The 16,196-nt window shown below is 65.1% G+C and carries 14 protein-coding genes; 8 read left to right on the top strand and 6 right to left on the bottom strand.

Features of this window, described 5'->3' with window-relative positions; all coding sequences use genetic code 11:
- Window positions 1-154 precede the first annotated feature (154 nt).
- Window positions 155-1,885 (top strand): gamma-glutamyltransferase, encoded by a 1,731-nt coding sequence (locus tag FS507_RS02970; protein ID WP_145941336.1) that lies wholly within the window; start codon window positions 155-157, stop codon window positions 1,883-1,885.
- Between the two features lie 18 nt (window positions 1,886-1,903).
- Here FS507_RS02970 and FS507_RS17525 read toward each other — a convergent pair whose 3' ends face one another.
- Window positions 1,904-2,068, bottom strand: coding sequence for a hypothetical protein (locus FS507_RS17525; protein WP_186314533.1), 165 nt, complete (start codon window positions 2,066-2,068; stop codon window positions 1,904-1,906).
- A gap of 40 nt (window positions 2,069-2,108) precedes the next feature.
- Window positions 2,109-2,546, bottom strand: a complete 438-nt coding sequence (locus tag FS507_RS02965; protein WP_145941335.1) for a MarR family winged helix-turn-helix transcriptional regulator — start codon at window positions 2,544-2,546, stop codon at window positions 2,109-2,111.
- 68 nt (window positions 2,547-2,614) lie between these two features.
- Between FS507_RS02965 and FS507_RS02960 the strand changes: the two genes are divergently transcribed.
- Window positions 2,615-2,983 carry a VOC family protein gene (locus FS507_RS02960; RefSeq protein WP_145941334.1) on the top strand — a complete coding sequence of 123 codons (369 nt, stop codon included), beginning with the start codon at window positions 2,615-2,617 and terminating at the stop codon, window positions 2,981-2,983.
- A 101-nt stretch (window positions 2,984-3,084) separates the two neighbouring features.
- Here the strand turns inward: FS507_RS02960 and FS507_RS02955 are convergent, their stop codons facing one another.
- Window positions 3,085-3,600: a hypothetical protein gene (locus tag FS507_RS02955; RefSeq protein WP_145941333.1), complete on the bottom strand. Its 516-nt coding sequence runs from the start codon at window positions 3,598-3,600 to the stop codon at window positions 3,085-3,087.
- Window positions 3,601-3,828: 228 nt separating this feature from the next.
- Here FS507_RS02955 and FS507_RS02950 point away from each other — a divergent pair, with 228 nt between their 5' ends.
- Together FS507_RS02950 and FS507_RS02945 are read left to right on the top strand one after the other, a co-directional pair.
- Complete coding sequence (locus FS507_RS02950; RefSeq protein WP_186314532.1) at window positions 3,829-4,593, top strand: metal-dependent hydrolase; 765 nt, start codon at window positions 3,829-3,831, stop codon at window positions 4,591-4,593.
- Window positions 4,594-4,665: 72 nt separating this feature from the next.
- Window positions 4,666-5,235, top strand: a complete 570-nt coding sequence (locus tag FS507_RS02945; RefSeq protein WP_145941331.1) for a TIGR03086 family metal-binding protein — start codon at window positions 4,666-4,668, stop codon at window positions 5,233-5,235.
- 15 nt (window positions 5,236-5,250) lie between these two features.
- Here the strand turns inward: FS507_RS02945 and FS507_RS02940 are convergent, their stop codons facing one another.
- From FS507_RS02940 to FS507_RS02930, 3 genes are read right to left on the bottom strand one after another with little or no spacing between them, the layout of a single operon-like run.
- Entirely contained in the window at window positions 5,251-6,186 is a 936-nt protein-coding gene (locus tag FS507_RS02940; RefSeq protein ID WP_145941330.1) for a hypothetical protein, read from the bottom strand.
- Entirely contained in the window at window positions 6,183-7,574 is a 1,392-nt protein-coding gene (locus tag FS507_RS02935) for a heparan-alpha-glucosaminide N-acetyltransferase domain-containing protein (protein WP_145941329.1), read from the bottom strand. The genes FS507_RS02940 and FS507_RS02935 overlap by 4 nt, the downstream gene beginning before the upstream one ends.
- On the bottom strand, window positions 7,571-11,575 hold the full coding sequence (locus tag FS507_RS02930; protein ID WP_260853127.1) for a Pls/PosA family non-ribosomal peptide synthetase: 4,005 nt from the start codon (window positions 11,573-11,575) through the stop codon (window positions 7,571-7,573). The genes FS507_RS02935 and FS507_RS02930 overlap by 4 nt, the downstream gene beginning before the upstream one ends.
- A 246-nt stretch (window positions 11,576-11,821) precedes the next feature.
- Here FS507_RS02930 and FS507_RS02925 point away from each other — a divergent pair, with 246 nt between their 5' ends.
- From FS507_RS02925 to FS507_RS02910, 4 genes are all read left to right on the top strand, one after another.
- Window positions 11,822-13,054 carry a sensor histidine kinase gene (locus FS507_RS02925; protein ID WP_145941328.1) on the top strand — a complete coding sequence of 411 codons (1,233 nt, stop codon included), beginning with the start codon at window positions 11,822-11,824 and terminating at the stop codon, window positions 13,052-13,054.
- Window positions 13,044-13,739 (top strand): response regulator, encoded by a 696-nt coding sequence (locus tag FS507_RS02920; protein ID WP_145941327.1) that lies wholly within the window; start codon window positions 13,044-13,046, stop codon window positions 13,737-13,739. The genes FS507_RS02925 and FS507_RS02920 overlap by 11 nt, the downstream gene beginning before the upstream one ends.
- A gap of 153 nt (window positions 13,740-13,892) precedes the next feature.
- Window positions 13,893-14,375: a hypothetical protein gene (locus tag FS507_RS02915; protein ID WP_145941326.1), complete on the top strand. Its 483-nt coding sequence runs from the start codon at window positions 13,893-13,895 to the stop codon at window positions 14,373-14,375.
- Between the two features lie 6 nt (window positions 14,376-14,381).
- On the top strand, window positions 14,382-15,731 hold the full coding sequence (locus tag FS507_RS02910; protein ID WP_145941325.1) for a hypothetical protein: 1,350 nt from the start codon (window positions 14,382-14,384) through the stop codon (window positions 15,729-15,731).
- Window positions 15,732-16,196: the final 465 nt, after the last annotated feature.

Below are 16,196 nucleotides of genomic sequence, written 5' to 3'. Positions count from 1 at the left end.
GGGTAAACCCTTATGCCCGCTGATAGCCAGAAAGGGTCAGGTTCACCGTCCTGTACCCTTAGTTGTTTTTCATGGCACAGTGGGGGCCACGTACCCTTTTTCCGAACAGGGGCGGTCGAATGCCTCTGATATTGTCCGCGACAGGTGGTGCTCCATGGACCGCATTGACCAGCCCGTGCACGACTACCCGCGACGGCGGCGACGCTCCCCGCGCAGCGTCCTGACAGTGGCCGTCGTCGGCTCACTGGCCCTCAGCTCATGTACCGGAGACGCAGGGGATCAGGGGGAGCCGACGGGGTCTGCGGCGTCGGAGTCACCGGGAAGTACGACGACTTCGGAGAGCTCCGATGAACAGCCCGCGGCACTTGAGCAGCAGGGCGTCAGTGCCGGCCATCCGCTGGCCGCCGAGGCAGGCGCGGAGATGCTCAACCAGGGCGGAAATGCGGTGGATGCGGCGATCGCCGCAGCGTTCGCGGTGTCAGCGGTGGAGCCGTACGCGTCTGGCATCGGCGGCGGAGGCTCGGCGTTGATTGCGTCGCCTGACACTGGTCCGCAGGCCGTCGACTACCGGGAAGTGGTGGCACAGGACGGACGGATACCGGCGTCAAATATCGGCATTCCCGGTTTCGTCGCAGGTATGGCGGACCTGCACGAGCAACGGGGAACACTCGAGTGGAGCGAATTGCTACGTCCGGCGGTGGACATGGCGCAGGAGGGCGTCCCGGTCACGGAGACACTGGTGCAGCGGATCGGTGCCGGCGGAGCTGCGGCGATTGACGGTCTGGACCAGTTCGCCCCCGGAGGCACCGCGTTGCAGGTGGGGGACGAGCTGGTGCAGGCGGACCTCGCGGACTCATTGCGCACCCTGCAGGAGGACGGTCCCGACAGTTTCTACGCCGGGGCGTTGGCTGAGTCGCTTACCGCCGTCGACGGAATTGACCAGGAGTCACTGGACGCCTACTCGGTGCAGCACAATGAACCGCCCCAGGCCCAGGTCGGGGACTACCAGGTTGCGTCCTCTGCGCCGGCTCTGCCCGGTGCCGCCCTGATCCAGATGCTCCAGGAACTGGAGGACGGTGGCATCAGCGAGGTGGACCCGGACTCGGTGGAGCATATCCGTAGGGTCTCGGAAGCCTGGGAACGTGGGGAGCAGACTGCGCAGACCGAACTGGGGGACACGGACTTCACCGACGTGGACGTTGACGGCATCCTGGCACGGTCCGGTGATGCCGACCAGGTCGGTGTGGGCGACCAGTCCGGAGACGCTCCGGTCGAGGACAGCGAGAATATGCGCTCTCCGGGGAACACGACCCACCTCACCGTCGTCGACGACGAGGGGACCGTGGTATCGATGACCAACACCCTCACGGAGTTCTGGGGATCAGGGGTGGAGGTCGGCGGCTTCTTCCTCAATGACCAGCTCAGTAGGTTCAGTAGCGTGGATTCGCCACAGAATCAGCCGGAGCCGGGTCGTCGGTCCGTGACTTGGTCGAATCCGACGATGGTGCTCGACAACGATGGTCGGCCGGTGATGGGGCTGGGGACTCCCGGGGGAGCGAACATCCTCAGTATTCTCGCCAACACGCTCTCACGCTGGGCACTGCAGGGGCAGTCCCTGGACGAGGCGGTCGCCGCTCCACGGTTCCGCTACGATGCAGCGTCCGGTTCGCTGCTGGTCGAGTCGGCGTTGCTGGACAGCCCGGTCGCCTCTCAGCTCACCGAGCTCGGCTGGCAGACCGAGACGGCCGCCGAAGGGCTGTTCGGCTCCGTCCAGGCGTTGGAGATCGACTACGACGAGGGGACGGTCACCGGTCCGACGGACACCCGCCTGGAAGCGGGGACGGTGGTCACTGAGGCAGGTCAGACCGGGAGGCCCGACCAGTGAGGTAGGCCCGGTGTCGGGTCACCATTCCTCAGTTCCACATGTGGCATCGTCACCGGCGAACGCGCCTTCCGGCATCTCGGGGCACTCTGGCGTACCGCCGGGGAGCCCCTGCGTGATGTAGTTGATGACGAGTTGTGCGATCTCGATGAGCTGTTGAAACAGATTTCCCAGAAATTCAAACATGGTGGTCTTCTCCTCGTGTCAGGTTGTTCACCTCATTGAATCATGAGTGCAGTGCGTCGATGCAGCTCGCCAGCGCGTCGTGGAGCTGAGCGCGCTGCTCGTCGGAAAGTCTGGATACCATACGGGCTTCGATGGCCTGAATGTCACTTGTCGCATCGTCAAGCAGGCGGTCACCGTCGACCGTCAGGGTGGTGGGGAGTGACCGACCGGAGGGGGCGGTGGCCGGGCGCTCGATCAATCCTCGTTCCCGGAGACTGCGTAGCAGGGTGCTCATGGTCTGCCTCGTGACGAAGGCACCTCTGGCGAGCTCGGAGTTGGAAGCGCCGGGACTGCGTCGGAGAAGCTCCAGGCAGACGTACTGGGGGGTCGTCAGGCCGAGGGGACGGAGGGTCTCGTCCATCCGTGCGCGGAGTACGGATTGGGCCTCTTTGAGTTGGTAGCCGATGAGGGTGCCGAGGGCGACGGGTTCTTGCGTCATGTCAGTATTCTGTCATAGAGTGGCTTATGTCAGGATGCTGACATTGTCGATATATGAAGGAGAGCCTGATGGCTGTCACTGGTCCAGATTTTATTGCCCTCCAGGTTCGTGACCTGGAGGCGTCCGCGGCATTCTATGAGGAGCGTCTCGGCCTCCGCCGTGCTCCGGCGTCCCCTCCGGGAGCCGTGGTATTCGCTACCAGCCCGATCCCGTTCGCCGTCCGGGAACCGCTTCCAGGTGTCGACCTGGACGAGGTGACGCGCCCAGGGCTCGGAGTGGCTCTCTGGCTGGCTGCCGAGCGACCGCAGGATCTGCACGATGCCCTGGAGTCTGCGGGCACGCAGATCCTCAAGGCTCCGGAGAACGGCCCTTTCGGTCTGAACTTCACCTTCGTGGACCCGGACGGCTATGCCGTGACGGTCCACGGTGACGCCTGACCGTTGAAAGATGCTTGTGCCCGTGTCGTTCTGATTCTCAGAGAACGACACGGGCACAAGGCTATTCTGGTCAGCTAAAGGGAGCAGCTAGGCCAATTCGGTCACTCCTCGTTGGGCTCTTCCGTCGGCTTAGCTGTTGCCTCTGTATCCGGCTCCGAGGTCTTCGTCGGGTTTTCCGGCATACCCGTCTCGGTTTCTTTGTCACCGTCGCCCTGATCATCCTCCCCTTCGTCGGAGCTGGAGCTGTTGTCGTCACCGGTGCCCCCGCCTCCGTTGCCAGCTCCGCCACCGGAGTTCGCGCCCCCGCCGGCTCCGGCTCCCCCACCAGCGCCCCCGCCGGCATTGCCGTTTCCTCCACCGTTGCCGTTGTCTCCGGCGGGAGCGGGCTCACCGTTGTTGTCCTGACCGTCACCCTGGCCGCCGTTCTCACCGCCACGGTCGGCGTCCGACGATGCGGAACTCGAGGACGTGGCCGACGTCGTCGAGGACGCCGACGTCGTGCTCGTGGCAGAGGAGGTCTCGGTGCTGTCGCCAGCGTCGTCCGAGCCGCAGGCGGTGAGCGAAGCGGACAGGGCAGCTGCAGCGACGACAGCGCCGAGTTTGGTACGGTTGCGCATTTTAGTCTCCTGAATAGTCGTGCTGTCTCTTATGTGAGAAGAGACAGGCTGTGAGCAAACTAACGTACAGCGGTTTGTTTAGCAAACGATCTTTTTCTTCCTCCAGTCCGTGATATGGGGGGTGGATTTCTGCCCTTGGTCCATTTCATGTCCGGGGTGGCCTGTAGAACTGTCACGGAAATGAATGACAGGCGCAGTCGCTGCGAGGAAGGTGGAACGCCAATGGTCATGGGGCCCTCTCATGCGATGTCTGGCGCTGCGTCAGGGGCAGCGGTAGCTGTCGCAGCGGCGTACAGCACAGGTATTCCGGTCGATGCCACCTCGACGGTCGTCCTCGCGGGTGTCACGGCCGGGGCTGCCGTCCTGCCGGATCTGGATCATCCCTCGGGGACGGCAGCGCGGACCCTCGGACCGGTGAGCCATCTGTTGGCCGTGTTCATCAACCGGGCGTCGTCGATGTTCGCCGAAGCCACTGGAGCGCAGGGGAGACGGGTCGGCGGGCACCGGACAGCGACGCACACCCTGTTGTTCGCCGCAGTGACGGCCGTCGTGACCTGGTGTGCCGTCGATCTCGGCGACCAACGGGTGACGATCGGGATCTTCGCGGCTCTGGTGCTTCTGGCGCTGCACTCGTTGGTCCGTCCGGTGATCAGGAAATGGGGGTCTGTGGGAGCGGTGGTGATCGCGGTCATCCTGACCCTGCTGGTGATGAGGGACATGCCCGGGATGTTGTCGCCGTCCGTGATGGCCACCGCTGTCGCGGTGGGGTGTGTCGTGCACTGCGCGGGGGATGCGGTCACGCGGTCCGGGGTGCCGTTCTTCGCGCCTTTCGTGGTGGTGGGTGGCGACCGGTGGGGAGCGGTGCACCTCCTTCCGGGGCCGCTGCGGATCCGTGCCGCAGGGTTCGGGGACACCCTGGCTATGGGGGTGTTCACCGCTCTGCTCGTCGGGGTGTGCATGGTCGGCTGGAACCACGGGCTGATCGTGCGGTGACGCAGCCGCGGGTACTCTCGTGGTCAGTCGCCGGGCGCTGACGATGTCCGGTCATGAAACAGGAGGTTGATCATGTCCGTGCCGAAGGACACCGCTGAGCGTTTCCGTGTGATTGCGGACGGTTTCACGGAGCAGACCAGGAACAACGACTGGGATGCGCGGACCCCGTGCGAGGAATGGACAGCACGTGACATCGTGGGCCATCTGATCAGCTGGTTCGGCCCCGCCCTGGAGGATGTCGGAGTCGCGGTGGACGTCACGGAGGACAAGAACTCGGATCCTGCCGGCGCCTGGGAGCAGTTCGCCGCGATCGTCCAGGCCACGTTGGAGGACGAGGTCAAGGCGGAGGCACTGGTGACCCGTGGCCCGATTCCGGGGCAGTCCCTCGAGACGAATGCGAAGGGGTTCTTCATCCCGGACGTGTTCATGCACACCTGGGACCTGGCCCGTTCCCAGGGCCGTGATGTCGAGCTGGACGAGGAGTTCGCCGAGCGGAACCTCGGTGGGCTGCAGTCGTTGGGCGAGCAGTTGCAGGCACGCGGCGGCTTCGGACCGCCCCGGGAAACCCCCGCCGATGCTTCGTCGACGATCCGGCTGATGGCCTACGTCGGTCGCGACCCGAACTTCGGGTTGAGTTCCTGACCGGTTCCGACGAACTCAGAGCCAGAACACCGGGAGCGGCGGGGCGGGACGGCCGTGGTCACCGGAGCTGGTCAGGGGATCGCCGTCGAAGCGGACACCCGCTGGCGGGGCTGTGGGCGCAGACTCTGCGGGTTCCGTGACAGCGGCAACCGTCCCCCGGGCGTAGGCGTGTCCCCGGACCAGATCCTTCTCCGAGAGCGGAACACGATTGGACACCGGGATGCCGCAGTTGTCGTCCTCTCCGCCGCGGAGCCGTGTGGTGCCTGACCGGTCAGCGGCAACCGGGACCGTCCCGGGGGCAGGAACGGCGGTGCGGGCGGTGTCGGGCGCTCCCCGGAGTACGGAGGGGTCCTCGGCATTCCGGTCGTCCACACCCACGAAGACCACGTCGTACGCGTAGCACACGTAGTGGTCGACCCCGTGGCTTTCTGAGGGATCGGACAACCGTACCTGGTCCGGGGACCGTACGACCTTGTCGTAGACGGTGATATCCCACACGAAGAGCCGACCGTCGTCGGCGGACGTGGCGACGGTGGCAGTTTCCCCGAAAGACAGGGTGGAACCGCCCCGGGTGAGGGAGAGCTCCTTTCCGTCGGGGTGCAGGGTGACGGATTCGTCGACTGTCGGCGGGTCGTCCCCGGCAGCGTGTGGAGCGTCATGCGGGGGGTGTTCCGTCCTCTCGGTTTCTCCGGGCGGTTCGCTGCGGTCCCCTCCGCGACGGTCAGGACGGAGGGCCCGTGGAGGCCGATGCTCCCCCTCGTCGGAATAGCCATGGCGGTCGGAGGATTCCGGTCCGTCGGTGGCATCCGTGGCGGTGTTTTCCTCGGGAGGGTGTGGAAGGAACCGCTCACCGAAGCCCTCGGAACAGGCGGTGATGCCCGATGCGCCGCCGATGATCGCCAGAACTCCGAGTACGGCGGCGCACCGTCGGAACGTGAAGGTGTGGCTCACCGGCCCTCCTCCTGCAGATCGTGGGAAACGTCTGGCCGACCCGGTTGGCCCGGTTGGCCCGGGGATCTGTCGGGAACGACAACGCGCCCGACAGTGCGGCATGTCCGTGTGACGATGTCCTCCAGAGGACCGCGACCGCGGGCGAGGCTCCAGGCAGTGGCGAAAAGAAGGATCGTGACCACCTGCACCAGGAAATACAGGGAGGAGTGGTCCTCGACGCTGTCACCGATGTAAGTCAGGAACAGGAGATGTGCGGTGTACAGGGTGAGCGTCATCGAACCGATGGCGATCAGCGGTGTACACAGGTCATTGAGCGTCCGGGTGATCACCAGGAATGCGCCGACGGTGAGGAGGGCGAGACCGGCGGAGGCGATGACGGCGAAGCTGGTGTTGGAGTGGGGGCCGGCCGTGGTGAGCCACCACCAGGTGTCGGTAGGCAGCTGCCCTTCGGGTCCGTAGTCGAGTATGTCCTGGATGTCGTCTGCGTCGAGGCCGGGAGTGAGCTCGTACAACCGGGAGAATCCGCCGGCGTAGTCGATGAGGTAGGCGGAGATGCCGTAACCCACGGCGGCTGTGAGGCCGCCGTAGACCAGTAGACGGATCTGGGTGACGAGCCACCGCAGCCGCATCCGCCCGACAGCCATGCCGAGACAGATGTAGGTCATCCAGGTCACTACCGGGTAGGCTCCGCCGACCAGCAGTGTCAGCAGCGTGTCGGTCGGCATGGCGACGAGGTTTGTCACGCTGGGGTTGTCCAGCGTGGTGTATCCGTTCCACTGGCTGCCCAGGAAGATCAGGGCCGGTCCGGCGAGAGCGAAGAACACGGCAGCCGTCAGGAGTCCGCGGATACGCAGCCTGGTCAGGGGAACCGCCAGGAGGAACAACAGCCCGTAGAACGGAAGGATGTTGTACACAGCGGGGTCCAGCTGATTCAGGGCGAGTCCGAGCACGAGGATCAGGACAGCGCGGGTGACCAGGGAGGTCCGGCTGCGCCGTAGTTCACGACCGTGGTGTGGGGTAGCGCCACCGGTGAGGATGGCGACGGTGATGCCGGCGAGAACGCCGAAGAGTACGGCGGCATGGCCTGCGAAGAGGCTCCAGACCAGCGTCGGTTCGTCAGTCACGTCGTTGTAGGCGGGGAGGGTGTGCACCGCGACCATGCCCAGCAGTGCGAATCCGCGTGCTGCATCCAGCCCGGTGATACGGCGGGGGTCGCCGGACGGTCCGAAGGCCGCGTTCTTCGTCCAGCGGGAGGGTTGTGGATCAGGTTCGGGTTCCGGACGCGGGCGGAGACTACCTGGGTCGATACTGCTCTCGCCGTCCCAGATGGAGCGCACGTGGGACGGCCCCGGGGCGGGGCGGGACGAGGAAGGAAGGTCGGTGGTCATCGGGTCTGCTCCAGCTCGGCGGGTTCTGCGGTGTGGTCCTCGTCGGTGACGTGAACAACGGGATTGCCTTCCCACACGGAGTCGGGCGGTACGTCATCCTGCCGCAGCACCAGAGAACCCGGACGCACTGTGGTGCGCTCACCCAGAGTGGAACCGGGCAGCATGAAGCTGTTCGGCCCCAATGTCGACCCACTGCGCAGGGTGACCGGTTCCAGGGACATCACCCGGTCGTGGAAGAGGTGTGTCTGCAGGACGGTCCCCCGGTTCACCGTGGCGCCGTCATCGAGGGTGATCAGGTCGAATTCGGGAAGCCACCAGGTTTCGCACCAGACATCTCTGCCGATGCGTGTCCCCATCAGGCGCGCCCACCAGTTGTAGAGCGGGGAACCGAGGGACATACGGATCAGCGAGGGGACGGCGAGCAGCTCGGCGAAATTATCGGCGAGCTCGCCCCGCCACACGAACGTGGAGAACAGTGTGTGCTGTCCCACCCTGAACCGTCCGACGAGCATCCATTTGGCGACGACAGGGACGATGCTGGCCACGGTGCCGGCGGCGAGGACGACGGGGAAGGACCAGATGACGACGGCACGGATTCCGTCCCCGCCGGTCCCTGCGTTCATGTAGATCAGGGTTCCCGCCCACACGATGGACAGGTCGATATACGCGGCGATGACAGGAGGGATGAATCGTCCGGCCTCGACGAGAGCGCGGGCACTTTTCAGCGTGGGGGACGGGGTGAAGGTGCGGGAGGTGTCGGCGTCGAGGTGCACCCGGGGAATCTCACGGGCATTGCGGCCCAGCCAGGACGAACCGCGTCCGGGATGATGCGGGGTAGAGGACAGGACGGCGACGAGCGACTGTTCAGGGAGGTCGTTGTCGGGACCGACGATGGCGGAGTTGCCGACGAAGGACCCGTCGCCGAGCACGGTCGTACCGACGTGAACCCACCCCGCGCGGTGACGAGGCAACGTACACAGGGAATGGTCCGCGAGGAAACACCGGCTTCCGATGGAAGTCAGGTGGGGAATCGTCTCGACGGTGGAGATCTCGGTGTCGTCGCCGACGCGGGCACCGAGCAGCCGCATGAACGCCGGTGTCAGCCAACCGGCGTACATGAAGTAGGTGGATGTCAGCGTCTTCTGGAGCAGCACGTGGGTGAGCCAGAGGGCCCAGGCGGTTGTTGATCCGGCGGGATAGTATCCCGGTCTGATCAGTGTGGAGCAGAGTCGGACGGTGATGATCACCAGCCCCAGCCATGTGGCGATGGTCAGCAGAGTGAATACCGGGGTCCAGGCGGCGAGGACGGGGAAGACCTCCTCGTACATCTGGCGTTCCACCACACCGGGAAGAATCAGGAACAGGCCGGGGAGAAGCGCGATCACCGGGAGCGCCGAAGCCCAGGCGATTCCTGCGGCGTACAACAGGCGTCGGGGAGCGGGCGCGACCGCGGACACGGCACCGTCGGCGACGGCGTCGTGGGGTGTGACCTCAGGCCAGGACAGTCCGGCGGTGCCGCGCTCGGTGAGCGGGGTCCCACCGAGGAGCAGGCCGCCGGTGACTTCCGCGGAGACACAGGATCCGGGGAGGACTTCCGCGCCGTCATTGATGCGGGCGCCGGGGGACACGAAGGTCCGCATGCCGACGCGGACGTCCTCCCCGATGACGATGCTGCCGACATGGAGGGTGTCACCGTCGATCCAGTGTCCGTTGACGTCCACCTCGTTTTCAATGGCTGTTCCCCGCCCGATCACGGCCAGTCCGGTGACCGGGGGCAGGGTGTGGAGGTCCACGTGGCGTCCTACACGGCACCCGAACAGACGGTACAACGTGGCGGTCATCGGTGTGCCGAGCAGCGGTTCGAACTTGAGGTAGGTGATGAAGCGTTCGGCCGCCCAGATACGCAGGTGGGTCCATCCTCCGCGGGGGTACGCCCCGGGCCGGACACCTGCGGTGAGGAGCCTCGCGACCACGACCCCCTGCAGCACGCGACCTGGTGTAGAAAACAGGAGCAGCCAGCCGACCGCGAGGGGCGCCAGCGGCAGCCCCGGCACCCACCCGGCGTTGAAGAAGAATCCCAGTGCCCAGACGACCAGAAGAGACCCGAGCACGTACCGGGCGGCGTTGACGACATAGATGGCACAGACGACGAGGAACTGGATGATTCCTGACCAGCGCGGTATCCGGGCCGGGGCAGGCCGTTGCCCGGACTTCTGGTCCAGGGTGCCGAGGTAGGACGACATCGACTCCAGGGTTGGGTGATCGTAGAGGGCACCGATATCGGTGGCGGGGCACTCGGCGCGGAGGTCGACGGCGAGCTTCGCGACCGCCACCGAGGAGCCGCCGAGGTCAAAGAAGTTCGACTCGGGCTGCAGCGGTAACGGACCGAGCTGACGGGCCCACTGCTCCGCGAGCCAACGCAGCTCCGCGGGAAGGGTTGAATCAGGGTCGGCGTCCGCGGCGGGCAGCGGCCAGGGCAGCGCGTTCCGGTCGACCTTGCCCGAGGTCTTCACCGGTAGTTCGTCGACGACGCACAGGCTCGGAGCGAGACCGCCGGGCAGGACGGTACGGAGATGGTCGCGGGCTGCGGTGAGATCGAGGTCGGGGTCCGCCACCAGGTAGCCGACGATGACCTCAGACCCCGCGGACGTCATCCGTTTCGCTGCGGCACCGGCCCGGACGCCGGGGATGGTGGACAGTGCGCGGTCGATCTCACCGAGCTCCATCCGTCGTCCGGCGAACTTGATCTGGTCATCAGCGCGACCGACGAAGACCAGTCCGTCGCGGTCCGCGACCACGAGGTCACCGGTGCGGTAGGCGCGCTCCCAGTCCAGACCTGCCACTGGAGCATAAGCCTCCGCATCCTTGTGAGGATCGAGATACCAGCCGAGACCGACCCCGCCGATGATGAGTTCCCCAGTCTCACCCCAGCGGACCGGTTGCCCGGTTGCAGGGTCCACGACGGCGAGCCTCCACCCTGGGGTCGGACGTCCGATACGTACGGTCTCGGTGGTTCCGGGCAGACCCATCAGTTGACCGGTGGCGATGATGGTGGCTTCGGTAGGCCCGTAGGTGTTCCACACCTCGCGTCCGTGGCGGGTAAGACGGTCGGACAGCGCGAGCGGGAGTGGCTCGCCACCGAATATGAGGAGCCGGATCGAGGCGAGGATGTCCTCCGACCAGAATGCGGCGAGGGTGGGAACCGTGGATATCGCGGTGATCCGGTTGGTTGCGATCCAAGGACCGAGTGCGTCACCTGAGCGGACGACATCACGTGGGGCGGCGACGAGAGCCGCACCATACCGCCATGCGAGCCACATTTCCTCGCAGGAGGCGTCGAAGGCGACGGAGAGTCCGGCCATGACCCGGTCGTCGGGCCCGAGAGGGGCCACCTCCGTCGATGCCAGGTACATCCGTGCTTCCGCGTCCACCAGTGCCGCCGCGGAGCGGTGGGTCACGGCGACACCTTTCGGCGTGCCGGTGGAACCGGAGGTGAAGATGATCCACGCATCATCGCCCGGCGAAGGACGCGCCGGGGACGAATCTGCGGCATGCCGGCTGCGGTGGAGTGTGAGGGACAGTTCAGCGCCGTAGACGGCAGCGACCTGGGCCTCGTTCCAGACCGTCTCCGCCCGTGAATCGGTGTCGTCCCAGTCGACAGGGACGTAGGCGGCGCCGGCGCTGAGGACGGCGAGGATCGCGATGTACAGGTCAGTGGTGCCGGACGGCACGCGGACCCCCACGCGGTCACCGTGGCCGATGCCGTGCTCGGCGAGACAGTCTGTCTGCTCGGTCACACGGGCCGCCAGTTCACGGTAGGTGAGTGACGTGTCGGCCCCGACGAGTGCCGTGCTGTCAGGGAACAGGGAAACCGTGGTGTCGAGGATATCGACGAGTGTGCGTGGGACCGGTACCTCGTCGACACCGAACACGGCGAGGGTGGGGTGGTCTGCCCCGGAGTTCGTCACGGATGTCATCACGGTCGTGTTCGCTTTCTGCATTCATTTGTACGTTCTCAGCATTCTTCATGCGGACAGTTATGCAAACACGGCGTCGAAATGTGGAGCAACACGATGTGTTCAAATGTGTCGTCGGCCTCATTTGAACATGAGGTTATGGGAGGCGTCCTCGCAGAGAGGTAACGTCTACCTGCGGAAAAGCGATTGCGGAGCAACGGTGAACGGACGTTATTATTAGATAATCAATTACGCACAGGGGTATGATGGGTACTGAAAGGACGGTCGAATATGAAGCGTTTCTCGTGGGACGAGAAGTGTTTCTTTCTTCTCATTCTCCTGTCGTCGCTCCCGCATTTCTTCCTCCATTACCATCGTGGTGCCCACGAGGCGGTCTTCCTCGCCCTGTTCGTGGTGCTGGCTCCGGCGGTGCTGTGTTGGCGCCGGTATCCCGTGGTTTCTGCCATGGTGGTCTGGACGGTTCTCTTCGGCTGGACCTTCTGGCTGACATCGGGCCCCGTCGACTTTTTGGATCTCGTGCCGTTCGTGCTCTGCGTCCCGCTGGTCGTCTACGGACCCGCCAGGTACAGCCGTTCGGTGGGGTTCTCCGCATTGTCCCTGGCGTTGTCGTTGGCCTGGGGCGTGATCACACCCGGGATCTTCCTCGGCGCGTTCGCCCCCGACGAACCGGTCCCGGACTCACTGGTGACTGCCGTCGTCCTGATGCAGTGGGTGTTCTCCTGTGGTGTCTTCGTGATGGGGCACGGCCAGAGGCAGGACGAGGCCCGGCACGAGGCGACGCTGAGGGCTCGGGGCCGCGAGGACCGTCTGGCCATGGCACGTGAGATCCACGATGTGTTGTCACGCAGCTTGACGGTGATCAATGTCCAGGCCACCGCCGGCGTCGCGTTGGATGACGCCGGGGCGCTCGAGCGTGTCCGGGACACCAGTGCCGGGGCGCTGGCCGAGGTCAGGAGCCTGCTGGCGTCGCTCAGGGCCACGAGCGACGTCGTGACTGCCGGCACGCGCAGCAAGGATGACCTGGTTACCGCAATGCGCGAGATGCTGGGCGGTTTCGAGGCGGTGGGTCTGCAGATTGAGGCACGGTTCCCCTCCGGGGACGACCGTGACCGGTTGGTGGAGATTGAATCCGCCCTGGTCCAGTTCATCCACTACCGCATCCTCGGAGAGACGTTGACCAACGTGCTGCGCCATCAGGGACCCCAGAGTCGGGTTCTCCTTGTGACCACGGCCGACATACCGGCGAATGTCCTCGATGTCCGTGTCGAGAGTTGGGCCGGGTCTCAGGCGCCCGCCCTGGACTCCCCGGACGGTGCGGGGATGGGGCTGGCAGGTCTGCGTGACCGGGTGGAGGACATCGGTGGTGTTCTGCGGTGGTGGTCGGATTCAGGGGATCCGCGACACTTCGTGGTTGAAGCGACCATGCCGGTGATTGTCGAGTCCGAGAAGGCTGTCCGTCGACGGTGGCCGAAACTGGTGAAGGAGAAGTGGTGTGGACGGTAGACCCGTGAAAGTTGTGGTGGCTGACGATCAGCCGTTGATTCTCACCGCCTTGTCGGGGATTCTCGAGGCGCAGCCCGACCTCGATGTCGTGGATCAGGTGAGTAGTGGTCCTGCAGCTGTGGCCGCGGTTGAGAGCCATGATGCGGACGTCGCGGTTCTGGACGTGGTGATGGCAGGAGGAAATGGTCTGGAAGCCGCCGCGGAGATCCGGGAGACTTCACCGCGCACCCGGATTCTCCTGTTGACGAGCTACGGGGAGGAAGATGTCGTGCGCGAGGCGATGGACATCGGAGCCCAGGGGTTCCTGGTGAAAGGGTGCAGCGCCGAGGACCTCGTGGACGCTGTCCGTCGGATCGCCGCGGGCGGCGCCGTGCTGTCGCCGGACGTGACCGGATATGTGCTGGACGGTTACCGACGTGGAACGTCGAGTGTCTCGATCCCGGGTGCCGTGCCTCCTGAAGACCTGGATGCGCCGTTGACTGCCAGGGAGCGTGATGTTCTCGGTGCGGTGGCACGGGCGCGGACGAATGCGGAGATCGCCGACGAGCTGGTGGTCGCAGAGTCGACGGTGAAGACCTACATCTCCCGGCTGATCTCAAAGTTGAAGGCGCGGGACAGGGTCGGCCTGGCCGTGTGGGCGCATGAGTCGGGGTACCTCGGAGATGCTCCGAGGCGCGGGAGGTAGCAGATCTGAATCCTCCCAGAGGATGAACGACCGCAGGAGGATTTCATCTCTGCGGCCGATTTACACAGGTGCCCGGACGTCGGGAAAATAGCTGACACATCAACTTTCCCTGTGTGTCGTTCAGGGGACGGAGATCCCGATGGAGGAGTGACAGTGCACAAGCAGAAGCATCGTGTGAGCATCACGGGACCACTCAGGATCGACGGGCGGGCGCAGTCGAGCGCCCGTGCCGTCGAACTTCTTCACCTCATGGCCCATGAAGGCCCCTCCCTCCGCAAGAGGGACGTGGAAGAAGCCTTGTACGGCGGATACTGTTCGCGATCATCCCTCTGGTACCCGTTGAAGGTCTGCCAGGATGCGGGCGTGGATATCCGTTATGACTCGGAGCAGCACTCGGTGGTGCTGGTCGACGAGGTGCTGTTCGACACCGATGTGGCGCTGGGTTACCTGGAACAGGGAGACCTGTCGGCCGCACTGTGGATGCTGGACGGTTGGCCGAACGGCAAGGGCGCGGGAGCGTACTCCGAGAGAATCGCGGAGGAGCTCCGGCGTGCGATCGCCTCGACTCCGGGTGGGCTTACCTGCTCTGAACTGGAGGACGCCTACAACCACCTGGATATGCAGCGGGCGGGGTGACCTGGCATGGACCCAGCCGCAGACAGCGCTGCAACTGGCCAGCGGGTGCCCGGACTGACGGACCGACTGTACAGCGACCTGGTGAGCAAGGACCGGCTGCAGAGCGCGGGTGTGTACCCGTTCCGCAGAGACGGGGGAGCTCTCGGTGATGCATTCACCGCGTCGGCACTCCTGTTCTCCACTGGTGAGGAGCGGTGGTTGCATCTGGTGGAGGAGCATATCGACCGTGTTGAAGACGCTGTGTTCCACCAGCGCGTTGACCGGGTCGGACTGTCGAACGGCCTGACGGGTGCCCTGTTGCTGCTCGACACGGCGGGACCAGTGGTGGAGCCGCGGAAGGAGTTCACTGAGGTGCTCGAACGACGGGTCGAGTCGTTGGCCGACATGCTTATCATCAGGGTCCGTGGTCATGCCGGTCTTGACTGGCGTGACTACGGTTATGCCACGGGACTGGCAAGGGTAGCACACAGATGCCTGTTGGCCGGTCGGTGTCTACGTCTCGCACAACGTATTGCGAATCTCTTCGCGGATCTCGCGACGAGGCCGTTCCCGTACGGGTTCTGGACACCTGCGAGGATGCTGTCCGGAGAACTTCTGGAGAGTACGCCGCAGTTGAGTTTCGGTGGGCGGCCCCTCGGTTTCGGCATGGGGATCGCTGGGGTGGTGTCGATTCTGCGGGAGGCGTCCGTCGTCTTCGGGGGTGACAGGTATCTCGATGCGGCCGGCGTCCTGGTTGACGACATCAGTACCGATATCGAACAGCACGGTGGGGCTGCCGTGTCCGTCTATCAGGCGGCGCCGCAGGCGGGGGAACAGTCGGTGGCGTCACGGACAGCGGAACACAGCTGGGCCACCGGATTGCCCGGAGTGGAGTCGGCGGTCGCAGACAGTCCCTGGCTGATGCAGAAGCTCTATCCCGGTGTGCACTACGCCCGGAGCTATGTCGATCCGGACGAGGGAGGGTTCTTGCGGCCCGGCGTGTGCAACGGGGTGTCGGGGCGACTGTATCTGGCGGACCTGGCAGGGCTGCCGGATGATACGCGGTGGAACAGTTACCTCGAGGATGTCTTGTCGGACTATGCGTCGGGGCCTGGGAGTGGTCCGGCCGGAGCGGGCAGTGACCCCGGCTTCTGGGAAGGGGTCGGTGGCGCTGCCGCGGTATGGTTCGGGAGACACGGCGGGCGCGGGTATGCGCCAGCGCTTGAGGTGCTGGGGGCGAGGAATACTCGTCGGTGGAGCTCCACCGTTTTCGGTAGCGGTGGTGGTGGACCCATGAAAAAGGACCCGTGCCGGGCGCGGCGCCGCTGGGTTATTCCGCCGGACAGTCAGCTCCGGAGCGGCGGGACCGGCGGATAGGGACGGCACCCATTGCTTAATGACCCTCCCCGCTGAAGTCAGCAGGTCTCGGGGTGTCTTCGGGTTACGACGGGGGACTGCCAACTCCTGGTGAGCGGAGCCCGCCATGAGCGAAGCCCCGGCTCAGTTTCCTGAGTCGGAGCCCCGGAAGGGGAGCGTGGTCCCGTGATCTTCCTTAGAGGATGGAGCCGACTATGGCGACGACCCCGCCAAGACCGGCAAGGAGTCCACCGACGAGAGCGGTGATGGGGGTGAGAAGACTGCTGACGATACCCATGTGAAGGACCTTTCGACTGATGTACAGGTGGATCGCTGCGGGGATGCGAGAGTCTGAACCGGGTCAGCTCGTTGCAACGATACATTCGATCTTAAACATAGCCTGTTAAAAGTTCCACCCGATTGGCTGATATGTGGTGGGGTATTCACAACCTCTCCGGGAAGTGCGGTTAGTCCCAGAGGTGGAAG

Origin of the sequence: Corynebacterium glyciniphilum AJ 3170, assembly GCF_007673095.1 — a bacterium.
Taxonomy (GTDB): domain Bacteria; phylum Actinomycetota; class Actinomycetes; order Mycobacteriales; family Mycobacteriaceae; genus Corynebacterium.
This window is presented reverse-complemented; position numbering and strand designations above follow the sequence as displayed.